This window comes from Anaerococcus sp. (assembly GCF_030825785.1).
Taxonomy (GTDB): domain Bacteria; phylum Bacillota; class Clostridia; order Tissierellales; family Peptoniphilaceae; genus Anaerococcus.
The window spans coordinates 1-18,869 of record NZ_JAPJPG010000017.1 but is presented as its reverse complement, the minus strand read 5'-3'; the positions used below and the strand labels follow the sequence as shown (position 1 = coordinate 18,869).

The following is an 18,869-nucleotide window of genomic DNA, read 5'->3' as shown; positions in this document are numbered from 1 at the left end:
ACTATATATTCTACCGATTTCCAAGAGCTTCTTCTATTCCTCCACTTTAATCTTCATAGACCTAAGCCTTACTCTACTAATATTTCTTACATCGCCTATAATTTTGATAAATGTTGCAGGAAATTTCTCGAAGATAAAAGTAGTCTTAGAAGAATCTTTTACTATCTTATTAGCCCTAATCTCCTTGAAGCTATCTTCATTCTCACTTTCTCCTATGAAAAATTTAAGAGCAGAAAAAGATCCTTGAGGATAGATCTCAATTTCTCCAAAAATCTGCTGGGTATCGTAAGCAAGATATATCTCATCTTCACTAACTCTTTTTTCTAGGGCGAAATCCTCTATATAGGCATCTTTCCTGTATCTTTCTACTAGCTTTCTTACACTAACAGAAGATTTATAATTTTTCCCTAGGAGTTTAAGCCTTGCACTGGTTTTTACAAAACCCTCTCTCCTAAATTTTTCCTCATCAAAATCATCATAGCTTATCTCCTTGCCATGATAATAGATTTGTCCTTCCTCATCTACTAGGGGAAGGGATTTAGGAAAGATTGGTAGCTCTTCTTCGAAAATTCCCATTTCATAATCTACTAGCTTCATCTCACCCTTCATATCTAAGACGTAGGTATTGATAGGTCCACTCTCACAATCTCCCACATAGGTCCTATGATACTTACCTTTTTCCATTAGCTTCCAGGTGATTTTCTTATTGGCTTCAAGATTAAGATCTTCGGGCGAAGAATTTATCAGATACTTATCATAAACTAGACTATTTCTTTTGTGAAATTCTCCCCAAACAGGGATTGTAAGCTCTGCCTGTCTTAAATTTTGGCCAGAGGCTTTAAGCTTAAGAGGACCGGGACCTTTTGCCTTAACTATGGCAAGGAGCCTTCCTCCGTAAGCCTTTTTCTTATCAGTCGCAAAGGACTCGAAGTCAGTCTGTAGTCCTGAATCCAGGGCAAGAAGCTTTGCATTTTCTGATACTTCTACAGATATTTCATCTGATGCGCCAGTTTTGATATTCCCATCTTTATCTACAAGGTCTATAGTAATGAAGTTAATTCCCTCTCGATTTTCTCCCATAGAAGGATAAAAGGCTTCTAGTTTTATAAAAGTATCTTCAGTAGGAGTTTTAATTTTAGATCTTCCTATAGTTTTCCTTATGATTTTGCCATTTTCATCAAAGGATATGGCAGATATCTCCCCCTTCTCATAGGGCATATGCCAAGTCATATAAAGAGATCTTGGACCCTCCTTTCCCTTGACCTTTTTGTAAGTAAAGCCCGCTTCAGTCCTAACCTCTTCCATATATTTCTTTCCCAAAGATTTAATATTCCCATCTTCATCAGTAAATATCAACTCAATAGCAGAAGCATTAGTGTAGACAACAATCGGTACATTTTCTGCCAAATCTCCTAGTTCTATAGCATTCCAGGAAGGAAGGATATGGGTAGTTGTATCTTTTTCATTCCACAAGGCCCTGTAGAGAAAGTAGGAGTCTTTGGGAAATCCCGCCGTATCAACTATGCCGAAAAAGGAAGATCTGGGAGCAGGAAAGCCGTAGGGCGCTCCCCTTTCTATGCCATTATAGGGAGTTGGCTCACCTAGATAATCAAAGCCCGTCCACACAGCCTCTCCCATTACAAAGTCGCGGTTTATTACATCAAACCAGGCTTCTGCTGCAAGATTTCCCCAGGCAACTTTAGATTCATCATAGGAAGTAAGACGCATATCTTCTCTTAGATCATCTCCCAACCTATCATAACAAGCTCTAGAGTTAACTGATGAAGCAGATTCTGACTGCCAGAGAATCCACTTAGGGTGGTCTTTGTGGATCTTATCATATTTATCCCCATCACAATAGTTAAGACCGACAAGTCCCTTAGATCTTGTGAGTTCTTCCTCGATGTCGACTAAGTTTTTATCGTAGCCATCTCTTAGGGAATTATCCCCTATAGTTAGAAATCTTTTCTGGTCAAGCTCTCTCTCCCAGCCTATCAAATCCCTGGCAATACTCGGATATTCCTTGCTCCTAGTCTGGTTAGTCCCGCACAAAATTTCATTGCCCAAGGAATAGGCTATGATTGATGGGGAATTATAATCTCTTCTTAAGGTCTCCTTTAAGTCAAATTCTGCCCAAGTCATGTAGCAAGTCGCATTTATAAGCTCACTTTCCCCAATCTTTTGGGCAAAATACCTAGAATAATCCTTGTAATTATTATTCTTATCCAAAATCCACCCATCAAATATCTCCTCTATAAGGAGGATGCCCTCATTGTTTGCTATATCGATTAACTTCTTACTAGCTGGGTTATGGGTGATTCTTATAGCATTTGCTCCCATATCCTTCATAAGCAGAACTTGCCTAAGGATTGCCCTATAATAATCGGCCGCCCCAAGGGCTCCCTGATCGTGGTGGAGGCAGACCGCCTTTAGCTTTATAGGCTCTCCGTTTAGGGAAAATCCCCTAGAAGCTGTAGCAGTAAAATATCTAAAGCCGTAATCGGTCGTAACTTTATCAATTACTTTTTCCTTGTATTTTATAAAAGATTCTATCTTGTAAAGCTCGGGATTATCCACGCTCCAAAGTCTTGGGTAGGAAATAGGAAATCTATCTTTAAGCTCTATTTCTCCCATAGCTTCTATGGAAAAGACCTCTGATTTATATCTTTCAACTAGTCTGTCTTCGTAGATAAGCTTATGTTCAAGGCTAATTTCTTCATCAAAATCACTCTTGTTTGAAATAAAGGACCTGATTTCTAGGTCGATTTCTCCTTTCTTATTTTCTAAACCATAATCATCAATCCTAACTTCATCTAAGGCTATGTCGTCTGTAAGGATGAGATCAAGGTCTCTATAAATACCAGAACCAGAATACCAACGGCTAGTAGGAATTGGGTTATCAACTTTGATAGCCAAAATATTTTCCCTATCATAATAAAGGAAATCCGTAATATCGATTAGAAAGGGACTGTATCCATGATGGTGGCAAGCTAGTTTCTTCCCATTTAAGAAAACTTCTACATCACAGTAGATTCCATCAAAGGAAAGTTTAGCTCTCTTTTTCTCTTTTACAGTAAAACTTTTCCTATATAGCCCCACTCCTCCGAGCTTATAGGCAGACTGGGCCTCTCCCGCCCTAGAATAAGGTCTATCTATCGAGTAATCATGGGGCAGGTCTATATAATCCCAGGATGAATCATCGAAGAAATTCTTGTAAAAACCTGGAATATCTCCTAAAGCAAATCTCCAGGACTTATTAAGATTGATTCTTCTTTGATTAGTATCTATTTTTTCTATATAATATTTACTTTTCATAATCTCTCCTCCCCGGAAGTATATTCAAGCTAAAGACTATCTCCCTTGCCCTTATAAAGTCCTCATGGCTTATTCTTTTACCTTGTAAGATTTTCCCGTCTACTTTTATATCTTTGACAAAATTCTTGTGGGGATAATTTTCCTCAGTCCTGATTTCTATAGTATTTCCCGAAGAAAGCTTCACTTTCATCTTATCAAAAAGGCTTATGCCCATTTCATAAAATCCACTTGCTGGAACGATGGGATAGATTCCCATAGCAGATAGGATAAACCAAGATGCCATAGACCCATTATCCTCATCCCCAGGAAAGCCCCTAAAGTTATAGGAAAAATAATCTCTCATCAAAGTCTTTACTAAAATTTCACTCTTCCAATACTTTCCGACTAAATTGTATAGGTAAGGAAGATGAAAGGAGGGTTGGTTCGATATGGCAAATTGACCAAAATGGGCATCACTCATCTCAATCATTTCATGGATGTCATAGCCATAAGACCCTACATGATAAGTAGAATCGGCGTTTATCATATAATCAAGTCTATCTTCAAACTTATCTTCTCCTCCAAAAAGCTCTATCAATCTAGGAAAGTCATGGTAGCAATTGTAGGAATTCTGCAAGGCTGAACCTTCTGTGTAGGGAGAACCCCAAGAAAGTGGATCAAAATCTCCTACAAACTCTCCTGCTCTATTCTTTGCCCTAAGAAACTTAGTCTCACAATCGAAGAGCTTCTCCCAATTTCTTGAATAAGAATAATATCTATCTGCCAAATTCTCCTTCCCACAAAGCTCTGCGATCCTTCCTATAGAAAAATCCGCCAGGCTATTATCAAGAGTCTGGTTGACCGATTCGTTAAAGTCTGATGGAACATAACCGAGCTTTCTGTAAGTTTTGGCCTTGAAACGACCATATCTATCGTCTTCTCCTTCCTTTTCAGCCGCATCCAACAGGACTTTTAGGAAAATTTCTTTCTTATCGATAGAAATCCCCTTGGTAAGAGCATCAGCTATCACATTTTCAACCAAGGTCCCTGGCATAAGCCCCCTCTCATCTGGTGAGAGCCACTTTGGAAGATAGCCTGTATCACGATAGAAGTTCAAAATCCCTTCTAGAATATCTGATAAATCCTCCTCTGCTACTAAGCTAAGAAGGGGAAAGAGAGTCTTCTGTCCATCCCAAAAGCCAATATTGGTATAAAACTTCCCTCTCTTTATGGACCTAGAATGAGTATCGAAATAGATGTCCTGATTTTCCTTATCCTTCTCGAAGAATTTCATGGGAAAAAGGAAGGCTCTATAGACTGAATGGTAAAAAAACTTTACCTTGTCTAACTTTCTGTAAGGGGTGAATTTTTGAAAATTATCCTCATAGTCAGAGTCTCCTATTTGGAAAATATCGAAATATTTATCCCAGGCCTTTTTAGATTCTTTGATGATAAGTTCAAGATTATCAGGGATCTTTTCATAATTATCTCGGGCTTGGTTCATTGAGATGAAGGATGTTGCAAACTTAAGAGAGGTCTCATCACTACTTGTCTTTACATAGTAGCAGCCTTCCTCGAAAGAAAACTTATAGGCTTTTGAAAAACCAATTTTGATGTGCATCTTAAGATTCTTGTCTTCGCAAGCCGCATAATTTATGACAAAACCTTCCAAGTAATCTCCAGTCTTATCTAGTTTTAGACCATCTGCAAAGATTTTAAAAGAATTCTTTCCACAAGACTTGATTACTCCTCCCAAATCCATCATAGAAGCAAGGACCCTTCCCCCATTCTTGTAAGAGATTTTAAGAAAATTCGGTCTAAAAATCGATTTTTCCCTGTCATAACTTATACTCTCATCATCAGTAAGGGGGAGGATATTGATATAGGAAAAATCTCCCATCCAAGGACTAGGCTGGTGACTTATGCGAAAGGCAAGGAGATCCTTATCTTCTGGATGAAAGAAGAAAGTCCCATCGTCCCTAGTCATCAATGTAAGATAATTGTTCCCATGAGGCATCCCGCACAAGGGTAGGGTATTTCCATTAGAGAAATCTCTCACAGAAGCTGTCCCTATCCTAGTATCTGTATATCTTATATCTTTTAATATGCCATCAATAATTTTCATAAAATTCCTCTTCAATAATCCTGCTATACTTATAAATCAATTTTGAAATTATTTCTACTTCTTCTAGGGTTTTTACTAGCTCGTCTCTGCTAGAAACTCTTGCTCCATATTCATTTTCGAAGGAAGTCTTTGGTCTTAACCTAGGTATTTCTTTTTCAAATTGCTCCAAGTAATATCCCTTCAAGGTCTTTCTAATAAATGCTATTTTCTCTACCATCATAAGTCCAATCCTCATACCTTCAAAGCTTAGACTAGGACTAGGGGAATTTTTCCTATTATCAGTCGATGGATATATGAGAAAGGAATCCCTGCTTTCCCAAAGAAAGAAGCTCGTATCTTGCCTAGGATCTTTTACCCAAGCATCAAGAGCCCATCTTAAGAATCCATCGAATCCATTTAGATAAGAAAAAAGAATTAGCCAAGTTGCCTCGAAAGGTTCTGAGTAAAGGAAAGTATTAGGAAATTCTCCCGTACAAGTATAGATGCTTGTAAAAAGACCCTTTTTTCTCCTATCTCTAACATAGGAAATACAATCATCGTCGACGCTAGATAAAATAAAGGAGACATCCTCTATCCTATTGAAAAGCTTGATATTATCTTTGTCAAAAGAAGTCTGATAGGCAATTTTAAAACTTTTCCCATCCTTGTTTTTAAAGTTTGATAGAAAATCTATAGCATCTCTTACTTCTCCCTCGTCTCTTTCATCAATTCCTATATAAGTCTTGTCAAAATATCCTAATTCATCCAAATGTTCTATAAAATCCGGAAGAAATATTTGCCGAAATTTCTTATCCTTTGTTGCAGCTCTCCAGCTTATTAGAGAAAAAGCATAGATTTTATCAAGCATATTGTAACTTTCACCAAGACCAACAAAGCTATCGAAGTAGGAATAATCAAACTCATATGATCCACCTTTCGAAACTCCTCTAACCATAGAAGGGCTATCGTCATAGGTCTGATGGGCCCAAGGTTCATCTACTATTGTTGTAGTAAGAGTCTTTCCAGAAAGCGCCTTATATAGGAGTAGATGTTTACTTAAAATATCCAAATGCCTTTTACCAAACAATTCTTTGTCGGAAAGCTTGTAAAACCTATAAGAAGAGAAAGGATATTGCCAAAGATTTATATCAAAAGATGATTCTTTCCTACAAAGGTCTAAGAGCTCGATCGAAAACTCAAATTTATAATTAGAATTGTCATGATAAATATTGATTTCACCCTTATATAAGCCTGGTTTAGCATCTTTGGGAAAATCTACATAATAGAAAAACCTAAGTGAAGAATTGGTTTTTATTCTAGCTTGAGACTTATAGTCTATAATATCATCGAGCTCAATTTTTGGAAAATCTGGCATAAGAGTCCTATCATACCCTCTTCCAATATGACCTCTAGCTTTTTGGACAATCCTTATAGAAATATAATCTGAAGAAATACTGGCTTCGGAAAATCTTAGAGAAGAAGGCTCGATCCTGACATATAAATTATCAGACGAAACATTCTCTATAATAAAAGAAGCAGAAAACAAATCTCCCTTATAAGCATAATCAAAATTTTCATAAACAAAGCCTCCCCTAACATAGGGACTTACCTCAAAAAGCTCAATCTTACAATCTCCCATAAAATCCTCCCATGTAAGTACTATTCTAGCAGAGAAAAGGTTTTTTTGTAAAGAAAAAAAGATGCGCCAATTAAGACGCACCTTATATCTTAGGATTTATTTAAAAAAATCTCTCGTTGATTTTCTCTTTGATAGCTTCTACGCTAAAGCCAAGTTCTTCTTGAACCAAGTCTCCCTTGCCTGAGATTCCGAATCTGTCTATTCCTATGTTTAGGCCACAAGCTCCTGTCCATTCTGCCCAACCGAATGTTGTTCCCATTTCGATTGATACTTTCTTTACTCCTTTTGGAAGGATTTCTTCCTTGTAAGAATCATCTTGAGCTCTAAAAAGTTCCATAGAAGGCATTGATACTACTCTTATCTTCTTTCCTTCTTCTTCTAGGGCCTTGGCTGTATCAAGGGCTAGGGCTACTTCTGATCCTGTTGCTATTAATACGAGATCTGGGTTTTCAGCATCCTTTATGATGTAGGCTCCCTTGTCGATATTATCAATCTCTTCTGTTTCTTTAAGATTAGGGACGTTTTGACGAGTTAGGGCTATTACTACTGGCTTGTCTTTGCTTTCTAGGGCAACTTTCCAAGCAAGTCTTGTCTCATTAGCATCTGCTGGTCTTAGGACAATGGTGTTTGGTATTGCTCTAAGCATAGCAAGTTGCTCAATTGGCTCGTGGGTTGGTCCGTCTTCTCCGACAGCCACTGAATCGTGGGTCATTGCGTATGTTAGTGGAAGTCCTGATAGGGCTGATAGTCTAACAGCAGCCTTTAAGTAGTCTGCAAATACGAAGAAGGTAGATACATGGTGGAAGCTTCCTCCGTGGGCCATGATACCATTTCCTATAGCAGCCATGGCAAATTCTCTTACCCCATACCAGATATTTCTTCCCTCTGGGCTTTCGTCTCTGAAGGCTGACGCATCTTTGATGTTTGTCTTGTTTGATGAGAATAGATCTGCTGATCCTCCCCAGAAGTTTCTTGTAATTTTAGCAAGGTCTTGGATAATTTCTCCTCCAGATGCTCTTGTAGCAAGGCCCTTCATTGATGAGTCATATTTTTTGACTTGATCCATAAAGTTTTCTGGAAGTTCTCTATTGATACCTGCAATCAATTCTTTATAATCTTCCGGATATTTTTCTTGGTAGGATTTTAATGTTTCATCCCACTTATCATTCGCTTCTTTACCAGCTTTAGCTACGCCTTCTTTAAATGTTTCATACACTTCTTCTGGGATTTCAAAGTCTTTGTAGTCCCAAGCGTAAACTTTTTTGGCAGCAGCGAAGTCATCTGATCCAATTGGAGCTCCGTGAACCTTGTTAGTTCCGGCATTTGCTGAACCATAACCTATTACCGTCTTTACTTCTATAAGTGTTGGTCCATCTGTATTTTCTTTTGCTTTAATGATAGCGTCATAGATTGCTTCTAGATCATTTCCATCTTCTACTCTTAGATAATTCCAGCCTTGTGCCTTAACTCTAGCTTCTACATTTTCAGAGAAGGATGTGTTAAGGTCTCCATCAAGACAAATATCGTTTGAATCATAAAGAACGATTAGCTTATCAAGCTTAAGATGGCCCGCAAGAGACATAGACTCGTAAGATACTCCCTCCATTAAGTCTCCATCTCCACACAAAGCGTAGGTATAGTGGTCTATAACCTTCATGTCATCCTTGTTGTATAGAGCTTCAATATGCTTTTCAGCGATTGCCATTCCCACTGCTTGGGCTATACCTTGACCTAAAGGACCTGTTGTAACCTCAACTCCTTCGGTATGGCCGTACTCAGGATGTCCTGGAGTTAAGGAACCGATTTGCCTAAATTCCTTAAGTTCATCCATGGAAAGCTTGTAGCCTGAAAGATGAAGCAAGGAATAAAGCATGGATGAACCATGACCTGCTGATAGGATAAATCTATCCCTGTCGAACCAGTTCGCATTTTCTGGATTTGCCTTAAGAATCTTGTTATACAAAACATAAGCCATAGGAGCTGCTCCCATTGGAAGACCTGGGTGTCCGCTGTTGGCCTTTTCTATTTGAGCTATGGACAAAGCCCTTATAGCATTTACTGCTAACTTGTCATTATTATTAAACATTTGCTCTCCTTTATAATTCTTTCTACCTTATACTTTACTATAAATTTTCACATTTTTTAGATAAAGAAAAGGAGTTAAAGGAAAATATTAGGAATTTAGCATAAAATAAAATTTAGAATTCTAATAAGCTAGAAACCAATACAAATTTTCCTTAACTCCTTAAATTTATCTATTTTCGAAAGCTTCCCAGTCTTTTTTGAAAGTTTCGATTCCTGCTGTGGTAAGTGGGTGGGTCCAGAGTTTTTCGAAAAGCGTTCCTGGAATGGTAGCAATATGGGCCCCTGCGAGGGCTGCTTCTTCTAGATGCAAGTTATTTCTTATACTTGCTGCAATTATCTCAGTATCGTAGCCGTAGATATCAATAACTTCCCTAAGCCTACTTACAAGCCTTGCTCCATCTTCTCCCATATCGTCAATTCTACCCATAAATGGTGAAATATAGCTTGCTCCAGCCTTTATCGCCATAAGTCCTTGGGATAGGGAAAAGATTAGGGTGCAGTTGGTTTTTATTCCTTCTTCGCTTAAGGTGTTGATTGCCTTAAGGCCTTCTTCTGTCATAGGAATTTTAACTACAATATTATCTGCCCATTTAGATAATTTTCTAGCTTCCTCAACCATCCCTTCATATTCATAACTTGTTACTTCTGCAGAAACCGGTCCATCTACGATTGAACAAATCTCTTTTACAACTTCTTCAAAATCCTTACCTTCTTTTTTGATAATGGAAGGATTAGTAGTAACTCCATCACAAAGACCAAGCTCATTTATTCTTTTTATTCCGCTTACATTTGCTGTATCTAAGAAAAATTTCATCTTATCACCTTACTTAAAATATTTCTTCAATTTTTTTCTTAAAGTCTTCTGCGACTTTTCTAGGATCATCTGCCTTAGCTATACCACGTCCTGCTATAAAGGCATGAACTTTAATACCCTTAAATAGGTCAAGAGTATTTACATCAAGTCCTCCTGTAACAGATACCTTAAATCCCATGTCAACGAGCTTTTTAATCTTGTCTAAATCTTTCTCGCCCCATGTTTGTCCGCTAAGTAGAGCATCTCTTGATTGATGGTAAACAACTTGCTCTATTCCAATGTTTTTCCATTGTTCGGCTTGATCAAAGGTCCAATCTCCATAAAGCTCTACCTGGAGCTCGTCGATTTCTTTATTAGCAGCCTCCATTGTTGGAATTGTTGCACAACAAATTACTGTCATCCAATCTGCACCTGCATCCTTGCAATTTTTTGCTACAGTCTTACCTGCATCTGCACATTTTGTATCGGCGAGGATTGTTTTTTCTGGGTAAAGTGCTCTTATTGCCCTTACTGGCTCCATACCATCTTGTAGGCAAAGAACTGTCCCAACTTCTAAAACATCGACTACATCTCCAACTTCTCTAACTGTTTCTAAAGCTTCGCTTAAAGACTGACTGTCCAAAGCTATTTGTAACTTAGGTTTACTCATTTTAACTCCTATACTAATTTATCTTTAAGAAATTCATAAGAATCTCTTACAATCTCTTCGTAATTTTCTTCTCCTTGATCCCAAAACTCACCTGTGAAAATTGAAACTTTTTGTTTTCTTAACTCTTCTATACATCTATCGTATTCTGTATGACCATCTGTCCCAAAGCGCATATCCCTATATACGCCTGGTTTAGTTTCCTTTAGGTGGGCTGCAAATATATGACCTTTTCCTTTTTTTAAATCACAAACTACATCTGTACCGTATTTGACAGCTGCGTTTTTAAGATTACCTATATCTGGGTAAATTCCAAGATAAGGACTGTCTATTATATTTACATACTCCATAGCCTTTTCTACAGTATCCATAAATTCTGTTTCCATTGTTTCAAAGGCAAGAATTACCCCGTACTTTGAGGCCATATCTACTGACTTGGATAGGTTTTCTATAAAATATTTTTTTGTATCTTCGTTTCCTTTTTCATAGTATACATCATAGCCTGCCAGTTGAATTATCCTAATAGAATTGATATCAGAAAATTCTATAGCCTTTTTCATTATCTCAAGACTCTTTTTTCTAATATTTTCATCCAGAGATCCTAGAGGATATTTCCTATGACCTGAAAGGCACATTGTCCTTACTCTAAGCTTATTTTCTATCTGAGCTTTTAAGAGTTTTTTGCCGAAATCATTTGTCAATCTCGATAATTTTTCGCTAGATTCATCAATAGATATTTCTAACTGGTCAAAACCTATCTTTTTTGCAATCTTTAATTTATCATCGATGCTTAAAGAATTAGGCAAGGCCTTTTCGTAGATTCCTAAATTAATTTTGTCCATAATAAGCATTCGCTCCATGTTTTCTCAAGTAATGTTTATCCAACAATTCTTTACTCATAGGCTCATGTCTATTTATCGCTTCCAAATGCCAATTCATAAAGGCAACTTCTTCAAGAACTACTGAATGAAAGACAGAATCTTCTGCATCCTTACCAAAGCTAAAAGGTCCATGATTACTAACTAAAACTGCTGGTATATCTTTTGGGGAAATTCCTTTTTTTTCGAAGCATTCTATTATTACAAGACCTGTGTTTTTCTCATAGTCTTTTTCAATTTCTTCCTTAGTCATATCGCGAGTTACAGGGATTGAACCGTAAAAATAATCTCCTTGAGTTGTTCCAGACGCCTTAATCTCAATTTTAGCTTGGGCCATAATAGTTGCCCATCTAGAGTGAGTATGAGTTATTCCACAAATATCTTTGTATTTTTTGTAAAGCTCGATGTGAGTTGGAGTATCACTAGAAGGCTTATAATTTCCTTCTACTACATTTCCATCGAGATCTACTACAACCATATCACTTGCTTTCATAGCATCATACTCAACACCAGAAGGTTTTATCACTACATATTTTCTATCTGGGCTAATTTCCGAAACATTACCCCAGGTAAACTTAACTAATCCGTATTTAGGCAATAGTAAATTCGCCCTAAATACTCTTTCCTTAATCTCTTCTAACATAATTCTTCTCTTACTTTTCTAACAAATTGTGTTCTTTTATTTTTTCGATCGCTTCATCTTTTGACAAAATATTTTTCATACCAACTATTTTAACTCCCTTAGCCTTAAGTTGGTCGAAATCTTTCATAAAATTGATTGCACAAAAGATTACATCTGCATTTCTTCCTGTAGACTTACCTTCTGATAAAGAGCAATGAGAAATATCAAGTTTTCCCTTATAGTCTAATTCCTTAAAAGCTTGCTTAATCTTATTCATCATCATAAGTGATGTTCCTGCACCATTCGCACATGCAACTATTACTTTCATCTTATCCTCCTATTTTTTCTCAATTGTTTTTTTATATTCCTCATAATCTTCTGTGATCATGAAATAACCGGCTTTATTTTTCCTGTATTGGATTTGTGGTATAGCTATCAATACTATCGCAACTATTGCTACACCAATATATGAGATATTGTTCATTATTACTGTGAAAGCTGGCCATATGCTTGCCCAGTCGAACATTCCTAGATATCCTCCGTATTGCGCAAGTCCTGTATAAGTAGCTATGAAAGCTGAACCGAATACTTGGATTAGACCTGATAATAAAGGAATTAGCATAGCTGCCTTATATCCTCCTCTATTATTTGCATATACTCCTATTACTGCATTATCGAAAAATAATGGTACGAATCCCGCTATTATTAGAGTTGGAGATTTTAGCAAAAATAATGCAGCGATAGCTATGAACTGACCAAGGGCTCCAAACAAGAATCCTATAGTAACAGCATTAGCAGCACCAAATCCAAATACAGCTGCACAATCTATTCCAGGTAAAGCTCCTGGCAAGAGTTTGTTTTGTATACCATCAAATGAGTTGGTCAACTCGCCAACGAAAGTTCTTACTCCTAATTGTAAAATAGCAAGGTTAACAGCAAAGCTAAATGAAGATTGCAAAATATAGAAGAAAAAGTTATCTTCCATTTTTAAAGCTTCTTGTGCAACTAAATAATCTTTTCCCAAAACTCCTTGGATAACTCCAAAAAATAGGGTCATGAGGATTGCTGTAGCAACCATATTTTCATTAAATATAGATAAGAATCCTGGAAGTTCTATATCATCGATATCTTTACTTTCATCTTTTTTCCTACCAAATAATTTATCGCTTAAAAAACAAGCTAGCTTTATACCAAACATCTGTTGGTGGGCTATACAAAATCCTGCACCATCTGTTAAATGTTGAGTATCTTCTACTGTCAAATTACTACCTACAGCCCAATAAAGACCTAGGAGTATAGCCATAATTATAAGAATTGGTGTTTGACCAAGTTTAGGAAAACAAAATACAATTAGCCAAAAAGCAGTTGCTGCTTGTTGCATTTGAACGTGACCTGTTGTAAATACCGCTCTCATTTTTGTTATGTTTTTAGCTCTTACTAAGATAATATTGATAATAAAAGCAATCAATAACAAAATCATAACTTGGGAAAAAGATCTGCCAATATGTTCCATACCCTCAGTTACTGCATTTTGACCAAAATATGGATCTATAACTGTAGCTGAGATATTAAACTTATCCTTAAGTCCTGTAAGAATTGGTCTAAAAGTAGAAACAAGGCCACCAGAACCAACCATCAAAATCATGTAGCCAACTGTAGCTTTTATAAAACCAGCCAAAGCATCGTACCATTTTTTACCATCTAGCAAATATCCAATCAATACTAAAAACCCTATAAAAAACGCTGGTTTAGTGAGAACGTTTTTTACGAAACCAAGTAGAATTTCAAAAACTATATTCATATCTACCTCTAAATATTATATTTTTTTACGATTTCTTTCAAATCATTTACATTTTTAGCCTTATTAAAAGCTTCCACAATCTCTTCATCACATAAGATATCAGAAAGTGCGGCAATGTTTTCAAGATGCTTTGAAGAATCTTCACTCGCTATAGTGAAAAATAACCTAGCATCCTTATCTCTGTCATCTTTATCAAATACAACTGGCTTTTCAACTTTCATAAAAGAAACAGCAGTATCATTTACTCCCTCTGCACATTCTTGGCAATGAGGCATCGCTACCCCAGGAATCAGAACTATATATGGTCCATATTTTTCAACTGTCTCTATAACTTGTTTAGGATATCTTTCATCCACTATATTTTTTTCAATCAATTTATTGCATGATTTATTTATAGCTTCTTGCCAGCTATCTATCTCGTTATAGAAATCAAATAGACCTTTTTCAATTATTCTATCAATCATTTTATCCTCACTTATATGTATTTAAGCAGCTTAGTCTTTTATACTAAGCTGACTTATACTTTACAATATGGACTTGAAAGGTACGTTTCTTTCATTTTCAAAAGCATCTTCAAAACCAGGTCTGTATCTAAATTCAAAATCATCCTTGTTATCTGGCCATACATACTTGCCACCTACTTCCCAAATGTATGGGTGGAACTTATATTTTGACCTATCTTTTCTGTAATTCCACAAAAATTTAATCTCTTTAGGATCTGCTTTAAAGTTTGTCCATACATCATGATGGATAGGGATAACTACTTTACAGCCAACAGACTCTGCCATTCTCAAAATATCAATTGAAGTCATCTTATCTTGGTTTCCTACAGGGTTATCACCATATGATCCAAAAGCAATATCTATATCATATTTCTTGCCAACTTCAGCATAACCTATTGAGAAGTGAGAATCACCTGTGTGATAAACTGTACCAGCTGGCATTTGGATTAGGTAGTTTACTGCCTTTTCATCCATATTTGTTGGGCAAACACCTTCGATATCTTCGCCAACTTCAGTTGTTACCAAGCAAGTCCTATCGAACGAATCCAAAACTACAATTGTCGTATCCTTAATAGTAATCTCATCTCCTGGCTTTACAATCTTACATCTCTCTTCAGGAACTCCATATGATAACCACTTTTTCACAGATTCTTCTGGTCCTATAAATGGTACATCATCTGAGCAATTTTTTAGTACAGCTGCTGCAAAATAAGGATCGATGTGATCGTTATGGTAGTGAGTAGACAAAACAGCATCAACCTTTGTTACTGCAAAGGGATCGAAAACTATTGGATTTGCTCTAAGATTTGGCTGTAGAGCTTTACCCCCTGTCATATTTCTCATTTGGTGGTAAGGAGCCATATCCTTAACCTTTTTTGTTCTCTTACCATTTCCAAACCACAAATCTACTGCAAGGTTAGTATCGTTTTCAGTCTTAAACCAAATACCTGTACAACCTATCCACCACATCGCAAAAGTTCCTTTTTTTACGACTTCTTCATCAATTTCTTCATTAAGCCACGTACCCCATTCTGGGAAAGCGCCTAATATCCATTTTTCCCTGGTAATTTCATCAACTTGACTCATCTAGCCACCTCCATTTTAATTTAAAATAGTTTTATTTTCAATTATATGATATCGTAAAATATATGATCAGTCAAGCATCATCTATCAAATAATCATTATATTTTATGATTGTTTAGATTGTTTCACGCTTTTTCTAGAGTTTTAACCTAGAAAAAGCACGTTTTTATTCGATTAGCAATCACAACAATCATTTAATATTGATTTTTATCTATATAAAGGATATGATATAGGAAAGAGGTGAATATGGAAACAAATAAGACTGTAGTTGAAAGAAGAAGAGAAAGTATTTTAGATCTCATAAGAAGTAAAAAATCAATCACAACAGCCGAATTAATAGACAACTTTGATGTATCTGAGATAACCATCAGAAGAGATTTGAATTATCTTCAAGAGCTTGGAGAAATAGAAAGATATTATGGTGGGGCAAGAGCTATTAAAAACCCAAATTCTAAAAACTTACTTTTAGAAAATAAAAAAGAAAAAATCGCTAAAAAATGTGCTGATTTTATTAGTGATAACGACGATATTTTTATAAATTCTTCATCAACCGCACTAATGGTTATAAAATATATTAAGAATAAAAGGGTTAATATTATCACAAATAATGCTAAAGCATCCTGTGTGGAAATAGATCCTTTGGTAAGTGTGATACTTACAGGCGGAAAAGTATCTTCTCCTAAAAATGTTCTCACTGGATCTTTTGCCCTTAACAATCTAAAAAGTGTCGCTTCGAATATTACTATTCTAGGTATATCTGGTATAACAGACGAAGGTGAGCTTACAACTTCAGTTCTTGATGAAGTAGAAGTTAATCAGTATATGCTAAATGAATCAACGGATAAAAATATCCTGGTATGTGATTCCTCAAAATTTAAAAAATCTACTAACTTCAAAATAGGAAACTTGAAAAATATCGACTTTATTATCACAGATAGCGATATAGATAGGATAACTCTCGAATATATAGAAAAGCTCAATGTCAAAGTAATCCTTGTTTAGCTTTATAGATTAAAAAAACTTTCCGCAGACCACAGATTTATGAACTGAACCCCAAAAGCCGGAATACGGATTGAGGGGTTTTTTTTGTTATTCTCTATAGGAAGACCACAATCTCCCACATCTATAAGGTCCATATGACCCAAATCAGCAAGGCCATTTGCTATATCGCTATTTAAAATTCCTTTTACTTTCATAGTGACTCCTTCATAAATTCCTCTACTTCTGAAAAGCTTGGTATAGAGACGCTCGCTCCCTTTTTGGTAACAGATAGAGCTGATGCAGAAGTTGCAAGCTCAAGACAATCCTTAACTTTCTTTCCTTTGTAGAAATTTGCTACAAAATATCCTGTGAATGTATCTCCCGCCCCTGTAGAATCAATAGCCTTAACCTTTTTGGCCTTTTGTCTTATAGTCTCTTCTTGTGATATATAAATTGACCCCTCCTTGCCCAAGGTTATGACTAGCTTAAGCTTTGGATAAGTTTCTTTGAAATATCTTATATTATCGTCTACTCCTTCCTTTCCGCTAATGGCTTTAGCCTCATGCTCATTTAAAAGTAGCATATCGATCTTATCATAATCAAATTTCTTGATCTCTTCTGTGATTGGTGAAGGATTTAAGACTATCTTTAAGCCCTTCTCGTAGGCCCTGTCAATGATATAATCCATCATATTTATTTCATTTTGTAAGACCAATATATCGTTTTCATCAAAATGGTCAAATACCCTATCTACAAAGTCCTTATCATTATCGAAATTTGCTCCCTTATAGAGAACTATGGAATTTTCCCCCTTATCATCGACTTGAATTAAGGCATTTCCTGTAAGACTTTTACTTTCTCTCACAAATTCAGTATTTATATTCTCATTTTCCAAATACTCTGCTAAAAACTTCCCATCAATACCGATATTTCCCACATGGTATACAGAATCAGAGTTTTTCGCCAGAGCGATCGATTGATTAAGACCCTTGCCTCCTGCTCTTTTTTCTATAGACCTTGCACTAATGGTCTCACCTGGTCTAACTATATGATCTACCGCAAAGAATATATCAATATTGATAGATCCGAAATTAATTATTTTCATAAATCCTCCCCACGCTTTCTCCTTCAAAAAGTATCGGCTCAACCTCTATCCTACTGTCTGTCTTCCTCTTATTTATCAAATCATCAGCCAAATCTATAGCCTCTTTGGCAATACGCTCGAGATTTTGGTCAATCGATGTAAGCCTTGGACTTACAATTTTATTTAAAAATAAATTATCATAACTTACTAGAGAAATATCCCTCGGAACCTTTATTTTGTTTTCTCTAAAATAATTTAAGAGTCCATAAGAGCTCATATCCGAGAAAGAAAATATAGCATCTACCTGCCTATCTAGGAAAAACTTTCCTGCTGCATATCCTCCTTCATATGAATAATCTCCATGGATAATATTTTTAGGGTCGATATAAATATCACGGTTCATGCTAGCCTTTATAGCACCAGAAAGTCTCCTAGAAGAGTTAGCAGTAGACCTTGGCCCTATAAGCATGCCAATTTTCCTAAAGCCTCTGTCCAAAAGATAGTTCATGGCAAGCATGCCACCAAGCTCATTGTTGCCTGTGACTAGATTTTTCTTAGAATTTGAGAAATCAACCTCATCTAGGAAGACCACATTGTACTTTTCTATTATCTCGTCGTCCAAGCCCTTAACATTTCTATCTACAAGAAGGCAGGCCGCTATGTAATCATTTTCCAAAAGAGCTTTGAAGTCCTTCTTGGATATGGACTTGTTATTTGAATTGTGAATATACAAAAAATAATTGTATTCTAGACAATAATTTGTTAGAAACTTGACCAAAACCGAAAAGAAAGGATTGGAAATATCAGGAATAACCGCCATAATCACGTTGCTCTTCTTGCTAGCGAGGGCTCTGGCAATCTTATTGGCATTGTAACCTAACTCCTCCGCAGCAAGAAAAACCTTCTCCTTAGTCTTAGCAGAAATCTTGTCATCAGTCCTATTAAGCACCATAGAAACAGTAGTAATAGAAACTCCAGCCAAGGCTGCAACATCTTTTATAGTAGGCATAAGCAACTCCTCATCACAATTAAAACGTTTTAACTATCCCTAATATAACAGGACTTTTTTTATTTGTCAAGAAGTATTTATCTTTAAAAAGCTTGATTTTGATAGGAGAAAAATACTTAAATAAATTTTCCCACAAAAAAATACACTTGCAAAGGGAATTTATAATCCATTTTTTTCTGATTTACACTCTATTGTTGATGTAAATCATAAGATATTTTTAAAAATTCGGACTTGTACTCAGCTTGCAAGAGCGACTTTGATTTTTTACAATAATTATAAGAATCTATTAGATTTCTTTATAATAATAAAACGGTTGCATATAACGT

16 protein-coding genes are annotated in these 18,869 nt (G+C 36.1%); 1 reads left to right on the top strand and 15 read right to left on the bottom strand.

Annotated features, from left to right (window positions below; all coding sequences use genetic code 11):
* Positions 1-33 precede the first annotated feature (33 nt).
* The 12 genes from RCH56_RS03870 to ulaG all read right to left on the bottom strand — a co-directional run bounded on the left by RCH56_RS03870 (position 34) and on the right by ulaG (position 15,472).
* On the bottom strand, positions 34-3,315 hold the full coding sequence (locus RCH56_RS03870; protein ID WP_306483683.1) for a glycoside hydrolase family 2 TIM barrel-domain containing protein: 3,282 nt from the start codon (positions 3,313-3,315) through the stop codon (positions 34-36).
* Positions 3,305-5,419, bottom strand: a complete 2,115-nt coding sequence (locus RCH56_RS03865) for a GH92 family glycosyl hydrolase (RefSeq protein ID WP_306483682.1) — start codon at positions 5,417-5,419, stop codon at positions 3,305-3,307. The genes RCH56_RS03870 and RCH56_RS03865 overlap by 11 nt, the downstream gene beginning before the upstream one ends.
* On the bottom strand, positions 5,406-7,037 hold the full coding sequence (locus tag RCH56_RS03860; RefSeq protein ID WP_306483681.1) for a DUF4091 domain-containing protein: 1,632 nt from the start codon (positions 7,035-7,037) through the stop codon (positions 5,406-5,408). The genes RCH56_RS03865 and RCH56_RS03860 overlap by 14 nt, the downstream gene beginning before the upstream one ends.
* 100 nt (positions 7,038-7,137) lie before the next feature.
* The gene (gene tkt, locus RCH56_RS03855; RefSeq protein ID WP_306483680.1) at positions 7,138-9,123 is read right to left on the bottom strand and encodes a transketolase; all 1,986 of its coding nucleotides are present in this window, start codon (positions 9,121-9,123) and stop codon (positions 7,138-7,140) included.
* A gap of 165 nt (positions 9,124-9,288) precedes the next feature.
* On the bottom strand, positions 9,289-9,936 hold the full coding sequence (gene fsa / locus RCH56_RS03850) for a fructose-6-phosphate aldolase (protein ID WP_306483679.1): 648 nt from the start codon (positions 9,934-9,936) through the stop codon (positions 9,289-9,291).
* A 13-nt stretch (positions 9,937-9,949) separates the two neighbouring features.
* Positions 9,950-10,585, bottom strand: a complete 636-nt coding sequence (locus tag RCH56_RS03845; RefSeq protein ID WP_306483678.1) for a 3-keto-L-gulonate-6-phosphate decarboxylase UlaD — start codon at positions 10,583-10,585, stop codon at positions 9,950-9,952.
* Between the two features lie 8 nt (positions 10,586-10,593).
* The gene (locus RCH56_RS03840) at positions 10,594-11,424 is read right to left on the bottom strand and encodes an L-ribulose-5-phosphate 3-epimerase (RefSeq protein WP_306483677.1); all 831 of its coding nucleotides are present in this window, start codon (positions 11,422-11,424) and stop codon (positions 10,594-10,596) included.
* Positions 11,411-12,103, bottom strand: coding sequence for an L-ribulose-5-phosphate 4-epimerase (locus RCH56_RS03835; RefSeq protein WP_306483676.1), 693 nt, complete (start codon positions 12,101-12,103; stop codon positions 11,411-11,413). The genes RCH56_RS03840 and RCH56_RS03835 overlap by 14 nt, the downstream gene beginning before the upstream one ends.
* Positions 12,104-12,113: 10 nt before the next feature.
* The gene (locus RCH56_RS03830; RefSeq protein WP_306483675.1) at positions 12,114-12,410 is read right to left on the bottom strand and encodes a PTS sugar transporter subunit IIB; all 297 of its coding nucleotides are present in this window, start codon (positions 12,408-12,410) and stop codon (positions 12,114-12,116) included.
* Between the two features lie 9 nt (positions 12,411-12,419).
* Positions 12,420-13,883, bottom strand: coding sequence for a PTS ascorbate transporter subunit IIC (locus RCH56_RS03825; protein WP_306483674.1), 1,464 nt, complete (start codon positions 13,881-13,883; stop codon positions 12,420-12,422).
* 8 nt (positions 13,884-13,891) lie between these two features.
* Positions 13,892-14,347 carry a PTS sugar transporter subunit IIA gene (locus tag RCH56_RS03820; RefSeq protein WP_306483673.1) on the bottom strand — a complete coding sequence of 152 codons (456 nt, stop codon included), beginning with the start codon at positions 14,345-14,347 and terminating at the stop codon, positions 13,892-13,894.
* 60 nt (positions 14,348-14,407) lie between these two features.
* Complete coding sequence (gene ulaG / locus RCH56_RS03815) at positions 14,408-15,472, bottom strand: L-ascorbate 6-phosphate lactonase (RefSeq protein ID WP_306483672.1); 1,065 nt, start codon at positions 15,470-15,472, stop codon at positions 14,408-14,410.
* A 243-nt stretch (positions 15,473-15,715) separates the two neighbouring features.
* Here ulaG and RCH56_RS03810 point away from each other — a divergent pair, with 243 nt between their 5' ends.
* Entirely contained in the window at positions 15,716-16,471 is a 756-nt protein-coding gene (locus RCH56_RS03810; RefSeq protein ID WP_306483671.1) for a DeoR/GlpR family DNA-binding transcription regulator, read from the top strand.
* A 2-nt stretch (positions 16,472-16,473) separates the two neighbouring features.
* On the opposite strand, the gene RCH56_RS03805 is transcribed toward RCH56_RS03810, so the two are convergent.
* The 3 genes from RCH56_RS03805 to RCH56_RS03795 are packed head-to-tail and all read right to left on the bottom strand — an operon-like array spanning position 16,474 to position 18,543.
* Positions 16,474-16,665 (bottom strand): RbsD/FucU domain-containing protein, encoded by a 192-nt coding sequence (locus RCH56_RS03805; protein ID WP_306483670.1) that lies wholly within the window; start codon positions 16,663-16,665, stop codon positions 16,474-16,476.
* Entirely contained in the window at positions 16,662-17,555 is an 894-nt protein-coding gene (locus RCH56_RS03800; protein WP_306483669.1) for a ribokinase, read from the bottom strand. Before RCH56_RS03800 ends, RCH56_RS03805 begins: the two co-directional genes overlap by 4 nt.
* On the bottom strand, positions 17,542-18,543 hold the full coding sequence (locus RCH56_RS03795) for a LacI family DNA-binding transcriptional regulator (protein ID WP_306483668.1): 1,002 nt from the start codon (positions 18,541-18,543) through the stop codon (positions 17,542-17,544). The genes RCH56_RS03800 and RCH56_RS03795 overlap by 14 nt, the downstream gene beginning before the upstream one ends.
* Positions 18,544-18,869: the final 326 nt, after the last annotated feature.

Bases quoted from the DNA above. Each gene is read 5' to 3' on its own strand.
- RCH56_RS03870 (WP_306483683.1), bottom strand. From the start codon at position 3,315: ATGAAAAGTAAATATTATATAGAAAAAATAGATACTAATCAAAGAAGA.
- RCH56_RS03865 (WP_306483682.1), bottom strand. From the start codon at position 5,419: ATGAAAATTATTGATGGCATATTAAAAGATATAAGATATACAGATACT.
- RCH56_RS03860 (WP_306483681.1), bottom strand. From the start codon at position 7,037: ATGGGAGATTGTAAGATTGAGCTTTTTGAGGTAAGTCCCTATGTTAGG.
- tkt (WP_306483680.1), bottom strand. From the start codon at position 9,123: ATGTTTAATAATAATGACAAGTTAGCAGTAAATGCTATAAGGGCTTTG.
- fsa (WP_306483679.1), bottom strand. From the start codon at position 9,936: ATGAAATTTTTCTTAGATACAGCAAATGTAAGCGGAATAAAAAGAATA.
- RCH56_RS03845 (WP_306483678.1), bottom strand. From the start codon at position 10,585: ATGAGTAAACCTAAGTTACAAATAGCTTTGGACAGTCAGTCTTTAAGC.
- RCH56_RS03840 (WP_306483677.1), bottom strand. From the start codon at position 11,424: ATGGACAAAATTAATTTAGGAATCTACGAAAAGGCCTTGCCTAATTCT.
- RCH56_RS03835 (WP_306483676.1), bottom strand. From the start codon at position 12,103: ATGTTAGAAGAGATTAAGGAAAGAGTATTTAGGGCGAATTTACTATTG.
- RCH56_RS03830 (WP_306483675.1), bottom strand. From the start codon at position 12,410: ATGAAAGTAATAGTTGCATGTGCGAATGGTGCAGGAACATCACTTATG.
- RCH56_RS03825 (WP_306483674.1), bottom strand. From the start codon at position 13,883: ATGAATATAGTTTTTGAAATTCTACTTGGTTTCGTAAAAAACGTTCTC.
- RCH56_RS03820 (WP_306483673.1), bottom strand. From the start codon at position 14,347: ATGATTGATAGAATAATTGAAAAAGGTCTATTTGATTTCTATAACGAG.
- ulaG (WP_306483672.1), bottom strand. From the start codon at position 15,472: ATGAGTCAAGTTGATGAAATTACCAGGGAAAAATGGATATTAGGCGCT.
- RCH56_RS03810 (WP_306483671.1), top strand. From the start codon at position 15,716: ATGGAAACAAATAAGACTGTAGTTGAAAGAAGAAGAGAAAGTATTTTA.
- RCH56_RS03805 (WP_306483670.1), bottom strand. From the start codon at position 16,665: ATGAAAGTAAAAGGAATTTTAAATAGCGATATAGCAAATGGCCTTGCT.
- RCH56_RS03800 (WP_306483669.1), bottom strand. From the start codon at position 17,555: ATGAAAATAATTAATTTCGGATCTATCAATATTGATATATTCTTTGCG.
- RCH56_RS03795 (WP_306483668.1), bottom strand. From the start codon at position 18,543: ATGCCTACTATAAAAGATGTTGCAGCCTTGGCTGGAGTTTCTATTACT.